General features: G+C 46.8%; 9 protein-coding genes. 5 read left to right on the top strand and 4 right to left on the bottom strand.

Annotated features, from left to right (window positions below):
* From QUA71_RS14150 to QUA71_RS14140, 3 genes are all read left to right on the top strand, one after another.
* On the top strand, positions 1–775 hold a 775-nt coding region (locus tag QUA71_RS14150), incomplete at its 5' end, for an aldehyde dehydrogenase family protein (RefSeq protein WP_333285802.1).
* Positions 776–975: 200 nt separating this feature from the next.
* Positions 976–1,320, top strand: coding sequence for a DUF779 domain-containing protein (locus QUA71_RS14145; RefSeq protein ID WP_333285800.1), 345 nt, complete (start codon positions 976–978; stop codon positions 1,318–1,320).
* 157 nt (positions 1,321–1,477) lie between these two features.
* Complete coding sequence (locus tag QUA71_RS14140; protein ID WP_333285799.1) at positions 1,478–2,314, top strand: SDR family oxidoreductase; 837 nt, start codon at positions 1,478–1,480, stop codon at positions 2,312–2,314.
* 5 nt (positions 2,315–2,319) lie between these two features.
* On the opposite strand, the gene QUA71_RS14135 is transcribed toward QUA71_RS14140, so the two are convergent.
* From QUA71_RS14135 to QUA71_RS14125, 3 genes are all read right to left on the bottom strand, one after another.
* Complete coding sequence (locus QUA71_RS14135) at positions 2,320–3,132, bottom strand: DUF3598 family protein (RefSeq protein WP_333285797.1); 813 nt, start codon at positions 3,130–3,132, stop codon at positions 2,320–2,322.
* Between the two features lie 415 nt (positions 3,133–3,547).
* Positions 3,548–4,099: a DUF2854 domain-containing protein gene (locus tag QUA71_RS14130; RefSeq protein WP_333285795.1), complete on the bottom strand. Its 552-nt coding sequence runs from the start codon at positions 4,097–4,099 to the stop codon at positions 3,548–3,550.
* A 164-nt stretch (positions 4,100–4,263) separates the two neighbouring features.
* Positions 4,264–4,410: a hypothetical protein gene (locus tag QUA71_RS14125; RefSeq protein ID WP_190657804.1), complete on the bottom strand. Its 147-nt coding sequence runs from the start codon at positions 4,408–4,410 to the stop codon at positions 4,264–4,266.
* 9 nt (positions 4,411–4,419) lie between these two features.
* Between QUA71_RS14125 and QUA71_RS14120 the strand changes: the two genes are divergently transcribed.
* Both QUA71_RS14120 and QUA71_RS14115 read left to right on the top strand, forming a co-directional pair.
* Positions 4,420–4,680 (top strand): hypothetical protein, encoded by a 261-nt coding sequence (locus QUA71_RS14120; protein WP_006632500.1) that lies wholly within the window; start codon positions 4,420–4,422, stop codon positions 4,678–4,680.
* Between the two features lie 202 nt (positions 4,681–4,882).
* Positions 4,883–5,053 (top strand): hypothetical protein, encoded by a 171-nt coding sequence (locus QUA71_RS14115; RefSeq protein WP_333046052.1) that lies wholly within the window; start codon positions 4,883–4,885, stop codon positions 5,051–5,053.
* 215 nt (positions 5,054–5,268) lie between these two features.
* On the opposite strand, the gene ppk1 is transcribed toward QUA71_RS14115, so the two are convergent.
* Positions 5,269–7,452 carry a polyphosphate kinase 1 gene (gene ppk1 / locus QUA71_RS14110; RefSeq protein ID WP_333285793.1) on the bottom strand — a complete coding sequence of 728 codons (2,184 nt, stop codon included), beginning with the start codon at positions 7,450–7,452 and terminating at the stop codon, positions 5,269–5,271.
* Positions 7,453–7,478: the final 26 nt, after the last annotated feature.

The raw sequence follows: 7,478 nt of genomic DNA, 5'->3' as shown, positions 1-7,478 counted from the left end.
TTGGTCAATCCTAAGCACTTTAAAAACTGGTTTACAAGCTGCTGTTACTGTACTTCATAAACCTGGAATCTGCTGTATCTGCGCCCAAGACGACGAATTTCTCGACAAAGCAGTCGAAGGATTAGTCATGTTTGCCTTCAATCAAGGCGAAGTGTGTACCTGTCCCTCCCGCGCCTTAATTCAGGAGTCAATCTACGATCAATTCATGGAAAGGGCGATCGATCGCATCCGTCAAATAAAACAAGACAACCCCTTAGATCCGACAACCGCCCTCGGCGCGCAAGTCTCCATCAACCAGATGGAAAAAATCGCCGAATACGTCAAAATCGGTCACGCCGAAGGCGCAGAATGTCTAATTGGTGGCGAAAGAAACATCTTATCCGGCGACTTGCAAGACGGCTATTATTTCCAGCCAACAGTCTTCAAAGGAAACAACAAAATGCGAATTTTCCAAGAAGAAATCTTCGGCCCAGTATTAGCAGTCACCACCTTCAAAGACGAAGCCGAAGCATTAGAAATTGCCAACGATACTCTCTACGGTTTAGGTGCAGGAGTTTGGACACGCGACATCAACACCGCCTACCGCATGGGTCGCGCCGTTCAAGCAGGCCGCGTGTGGACAAACTGCTATCACCTCTATCCGGCGCACGCAGCATTCGGCGGCTACAAATCATCTGGTATCGGTCGCGAAAATCACAAAATGATGTTAGATCACTACCAGCAAACTAAGAATTTGTTGGTAAGTTACAGCCCGAAAGCTTTAGGTTTTTTCTAAAGTTTTCACTCCTTGGTTTGTAGTGAGGACTAAAGTCCTTCAACTATTAAATTGTGTCAGGAACAGGCAAGATGCCTGTTCCACCAAGAGTGAATTTTCTGCTTGTGGGGTGTCCCGCCCGCCCAAAAATACAATTTAGATGCCCCACAGCTTACTACAAACTCATAATAATAACTAGACATTGTTCTAAACAGACTGCAATGGAAAATGCAAAAGTCACCGCAACAGAAGCGGCTTTAAAATTAATCAACTATCTCAAAACTCAACACGGCGAATTGATGTTTCACCAATCCGGCGGCTGCTGCGACGGTAGTTCCCCCATGTGCTTTCCCAATGGCGAATTGATAATCGGTGATGGTGACGTATTGCTGGGGGAAATAGGGGGTTGTCCCTTTTATATTGCAGCGCAGCAATACAAATATTGGCAGCACACGCAGTTAATTATAGACGTGGCATCGGAACCCGGAGGCAGCGATTTTTCCCTGGAAGGGCCGGATGGAGAGCGTTTTATTACTCGTTCCCGGTTGTTTGTTAATGCTGATTAACTCGGCGTTCCCTAATAGAGGGATGATATGGAGAAAAAGTAGCAGGAAATGCCCAGAAGGCAAATCCAATAAAACAGTGCCTAAAGTTTTGTAACTTTGATATATTGTTATCTTGGATGCAATCTAGAGCCTTCTATATCAGAAGTTGAAAAAACGGATGAACGCTATAATTATTGGTTGTGGCTATGTGGGAAGTGCCGTTGCCCAGCATTGGCGGAACCTGGGTCTGGTAATTACTGCAACGACGACAACGCAAGACCGGATTGGGGAGTTACAGAAAGTTGCCAACGAGGCGATCGTCCTGAAGCGCTGCGATGAAGAGACATTACACACGATCCTGCAAAATCAAGATGTGGTCTTCCTGAGTCTCGCTCCTACAGCAAACCACCAAGTAGATTCCGATATGTACGAGGAGACATACCTGCATACGGCCAACAACCTTGTTCTTGCCTTGAAGCATTTCCCCAACATAAAACAACTCATATATACCAGTAGTTCGGCGGTGTATGGCAATAGTAATGGAGCCTGGGTGAGTGAACTTTCACCTGTGGCACCAGCTAACAGACATGGAGAGATTTTACATGAGACAGAGCAAGTTTTGCTGTCAGCATCCAGCCAAGATTTGAAAGTATGTATCTTTCGCCTAGCAGCCATTTATGGACCCGATCGCGAGTTCAAGAAACGGTTAAGTAAGCTTGCAGGCACAACTCGCCCAGGCACAGGCAATCATTTCACGAACTGGATTCATCTGGACGACATTGTATCAGCAAGTGAGTTGGCGCTCGCTCGTCAATTACAAGGAGTTTATAACCTAGTGAATGATGTTCCAATTACTGCTCGTGAATTGTTTAAACAACTGTGCGAGCGCTACGAATTACCTGAAGTGGAATGGGATGGGTCAGATACAACCGAGCGATCGAATAATCGGCGCATCTCGAATCAGAAGCTTAAAGCAGAAGGATACCAGCTCATTCATCCAGAAGTTGAAATTTGAGCCTGTTAAATGGCGAATACATCAGCCTTTTGATCCGGTTGTTCGTAGATTAAAGTACAGCTTCGGGGGGTGTTTTGAGTATCTGGTGTCCAACGCATGGAGGCATAATATGGAGTCTTAAATCGATCGCTCGAAAGAACAACCTCTATTGCATCTGGAAATTGGATGTGTAGAAAATCGCCTTGTATTTCACTCGGTTGAGGAGGAACTGGCAGTTGAGCCATCTCATCCAATGAAACATAGGTTCCGCCTGTGGTTTGAGCAGGAAGCTTGAGGCCGTTGACTCGATCGATCCTGCAGTGAGTTTGTTGGGACCACCAAGGTTCCGCTACCTCTTCCTTGCTCTCTCTAAACAATGAAAACAGGTGAGGCTGAGAGATATTGGCGGCGTCTTTGTAGTACATCACCACCACACTTGTTCTTTTTCCTGATGCCAAGAGGTAAGGCTCAAAATAGAATCTTGAACCTGTTCGATCGTGCCCAACCATTGTGTCAGAAGAATGGGGATTAAAAAGCAGATAAGCCTCTGGATCGACCGGATGGATAATCAGCGGAGTGCCCAAGGTCAAAACCCATTGTTTCTGCGTTACTGTTTCTGTCATCCGACTCCTGAAGTCGAGGGAATGGGTGACAGTTTGCCGATCGTCAGAAGGAATGAAACTCCGTACAGAATCAAGAATATCGAGAACCTGCCCTGCGGCATCATATCTAACCAATACCCCTTGCCAACGTCCGCAGTGATCGGCCATGAAAGTTTCCCACTGCTGTTGAGCAGTTAAAGGTACTTTGGCGGTGATGGAAACTCTGTTCTCTGACATAGGCGTATCCCTGTTTTCCCTATAGATTGTTGTCAATAATTTAGTTTGGCGGATTTAACCTGCTCATTTATCCTACTCAAGACTGAGCCAGGATTATTTGCAACTGAGACTGGTATCATCGACTTCGACGCTTGTTTAACTGCAACTGACAAACCCTGATGATCTGGCGCCCATAATACCTATCCTACTCTCGGACGAAACCATTTTTGCTTCTCCTGATTTAAGATTGCCGATCGGTTATCAACTATTATTGTAATTAAGGAAAATCTAATTTGGGCGATCGCCCAATTGCGGATTGAGTTTGTGTTGATAGCGACAGGTTTCAAGCTGCCGCTAAAATCAGTATCTAAGCTGATGCAGAATTAATGTTTAATTGATGACTTCAAAATTCACGCACTCAAAACTTAAGACTACTTTAAGCTTGAGTATTTTTAATTAGAGCCAATTCAATTTTGTCACCAGCCTTTTGACTCACTTGTGCGCGCAAACCTGGTCCAAAAAAAGTAGCTATTTTGTCTTGCTTTTCTTCCCAGAGGTCGAGCGGCATTAGCGGCGAATAAAACTCTAAAATTAACCCATAAGCACCGTCAACATTAACTTCCCGCAACCCTTGCAGGAGTGGTCGTTCCTCGTCTGTCGGGGCCAGGCCCAAGCGCTCCAAAGCATCATCTAAGTGCGCTGGTTGGCCGTAGCGAAATCGGGTGATATCTTTGCGGACTTGGTTTTGAGTATCGGTGGCCTGACTTTCTCGCAGGAGAAGAACTTCAGCAGAGGTAGGTTCGGTGAACTCCACCGGTTCGAGTTCGGCCGCTTTCAGGGCCAAACCTCCCAGCAACAGCGGAATTCCATAAAAAAAACCGGCTAGGTTCAGGGTAGGTCTGTCTGTGAAGTAGGCTCCGAACCCGACTGCTGCTATAATACCGCCAACAACTAAGGCTAGGTTTGCTAAAGAAATTTTGCGTAACATATTAATGAGGTAAGTAGTCGGACAGAAATAATATACTTTAATTATTATCTGTCAAAAAGTCTTGAATAAATTTAGTTTTTTTGCCAAAAGACCTGCAAAAACTGCTAGCATCTATGAGCGCGGGAGCGGTGTGCATCCACAGTCTTGTCTCTAGGTTCAGAAGCTTATCCTGCCGGACTCGCCCGGGCACGCCATCGGTAAATATCCGTGTTAATTGCGCGGCGTTGGTTCCAGAAGGCAATCGAGATCGGCAGTATCATCAAAGTATACAGAGTGGCGATCGCGATCGACACTCTTGCCCTTTCAACCATTTTTCGGACATGATTAAAGACGAAGACAAACAAACTGCTGGAGCAAACAAGGCGGTTTTGGAGCAGATTAACTCGCTCAAACGCGAAGATGAAAGGCTTTATAATATCTTAGCGATCGATGTCTGGGCCCTAGCCAAGACAATGGATGAATACCAACCGGGATTTTGGGCTGCTTTTATGAAAAACCGGGAGAAGGCCCTGAAGCGATTTTTAGCTGGAATGATGAAAAATAAACCCGCAGATACCAAACGTCCGCCTTTTTTGCGCTAAAATTTGGCTGAAGTTTGGGGGAAGTTTTGATGTACAATCAAACTATAACACAGACCCAAAAATCCTGAGCACGTTCATCACTTCTCATATAAAAACAGTGAAGGATTTGCCCATAAAGGTATGTCGGTGGATTAAGAATCTCCGTCTGTTCGCAGGGGGGAATGTCAAATATTTTTGTTAATAGTAGCAAAGGCAAAAAACCATGGATGCACAAACAATCAAAGAGCGCGTAGCACAGATCGAGAGCAAGCGGGAATCCCTCGTGCGGCTGTTAGATCGATCGGACTTGGGAGCCCTGAGAATAGATGTGAGTCAGGCGATCGAAGAAATTGACGATCTCTTAGAAGAATTTAAGCGTACTTTTAACAGTTAAGTAGTCATTAGTCAGTAGTCATTAGTCAGTAGTTGTCAGTGGTCAGTGGTCATTAGTTGTCGGGCATTTAATTTGGATAGTTATGTTAGTAAAAATCTGGTGGGGTGGGCATCTTGCCCGCCCAAAAAGTGAAAATTAAATGCACTACAGCTTAATAGCTAACAAGAACCGACCACTGCTAACTGCAAATTTGACAACTGACAACTGACTACTGACTAATTCATCACCATATCCATCAAAATTTGCTGAGAACTCACTTCTGGGCAATTAGCAGGCGGCCGCCGCTGAGAGTAGTTTCCCCCAGACTGCAAATCCCAAGCTTGGCGGTTGTCAGCCAGCATTACTCCCAAAATTTCTTGCAATTCCATGGCAATTGTCGGGTCTTCCACCTGAACTATGGCCTCAACCCGTCTGGTGAGATTGCGCTGCATCCAGTCAGCAGAACCAATATACACCTCTTCGTTGCCACCGTTGAAAAAATAAAACATCCGAGAATGCTCTAAAAAGCGACCGATAATACTGATAACTCGGATATTTTCGCTAACACCCTCAACGCCGGGACGCAAACAGCAAATCCCCCGGATAATCAAATCAATTTTAACTCCCGCTTGCGAAGCTTCGTACAAAGCAACAATGATTTGAGGGTCAACTAAAGCGTTCATTTTAGCGACAATGCGGCCGCAGCTACCGGTGCTGCCTTCGGCTTGCAAGCGACAGAATTCGGCTTCGCGGCGGATTAAAGCTAAAAATCGATCGCGCATATTGACAGGTGCCACCAATAATTTGCGATAAGATACCTGCCGCGAATAACCAGTCAAATAATTAAACAAATCCGCCAAATCCGATCCCAAATCCTCGCGACAACTCAACAAACCCACATCGGTATACAGTCCGGCTGTTTTGGGATTGTAATTACCGGTGCCGATGTGGACGTAGCGGCGGATGTACCCGTCCTCGCGACGCACTACCATCACAATTTTGGTGTGGGTTTTGAGTCCCACCAAACCGTAAACTACGTGGACTCCAGCTTGTTCTAACTTGCGAGCCCAATTAATATTATTTTCTTCGTCAAACCTAGCTTTGAGCTCTACTAAAACGGCTACCTGCTTGCCGTTTTCCGCTGCTTGAATTAAGGCGCTGACGATCGGCGAATCTCCAGAAGTGCGGTATAAAGTCATCTTAATCGCTAACACGGAGCGATCGTTGGCCGCCTCAGTAATAAACCGCTGTACCGTCGCCGCAAACGAGTGATAGGGATGGTGCAACATCAAATCCCCCTGCCGGATGGTCGTGAAAATATCCTCACCATCTTCAGCATCCAACCTCGATTTGTCTAAAATCCTTGCCGATTCCGAGTTCCGCAAGCGCGGCGGCACAACCGGAGTCCAAGGCGGGTCTTTCAGTTCCGGCACCGGCAACCCCACAAAAGACATCAAATCCTTGAGGCCTAGCAGCCCCTCTACGACGTAAACATCTTGCTCACCGAGATCCAGCTCTTCCATTAGCATATCTCGCAGCGCAGGCGGCATAATCGCTTGAATTTCCATCCGCACCGCAGAACCTCCAAACCGGCGCTTGCGGAGCTCCTGTTCTATTGCCAGCAGCAAATCCTCTGCCTCATCTTCCTCCACCGTCAAATCGGAATTGCGAGTAATGCGGAACGGGTGATATTCCTCAACGTCCATCCCCGGAAACAAAGCTTCTAAATTGTGGGCAATCACCTGTTCTAGGGGCACGCCAGTCCAAACAGGAGATTTGCCCCTCTGCTGCCACTGCAAATCCCCCGGCAGCGGCAAAAACCTCGGCAAAACCTGCGGTACTTTGACGCGGGCAAATAATTCTTCCCGCGTGTCGGGGTCTCTGACTACTACTGCTAAATTGAGGCTGAGATTGGAAAGGTAGGGGAATGGGTGGCTGGGGTCAACTGCTAGGGGAGTGAGTACGGGAAAGACTTGTTCTTTGAAGTAGCGGTGCAAGTAATTGCGCTGTTCTTGATTGAGGTCAATGTAGTCGAGAATGTAGATTTCGCTTGCTGCTAGTTTCGGCCGCAGGGTTTGCTCAAAATACGAGTGCTGCTGAGTAACCATCGGCAAAAGCCGCTTGTTAATGGCATCTAGCTGTTGTTGAGGCGTGCTGCCGTCGGAGGTCAATTTGCTGACTTTTGCGTGTACTTGCTGTTTGAGGGCGCCCACGCGCACCATAAAATATTCGTCTAGGTTGGAGCTAAAAATAGCGAGAAATTTGAGCCTTTCTAGGAGGGGCGTGCGGGGGTCGAGGGCTTCGTGGAGCACCCGGTTGTTGAATTCTAGCCAGCTTTGTTCTCGGTTGAAGTAATATTGAGGATCGCTGAGGTTGATTTCAGTGTAGGTTTTGGCGGGGGTCTTTTTTGGCTTGGGCATGGTTTGGGGGAGTCTTTGGGAGGCTC

The sequence above is a fragment of the Microcoleus sp. MON1_C5 genome, from assembly GCF_036701875.1.
In the GTDB taxonomy this organism is placed as follows: domain Bacteria; phylum Cyanobacteriota; class Cyanobacteriia; order Cyanobacteriales; family Microcoleaceae; genus Microcoleus.
Note: the sequence above shows the minus strand (reverse complement) of the source record. Positions and strands in the feature narration are given on the sequence as shown.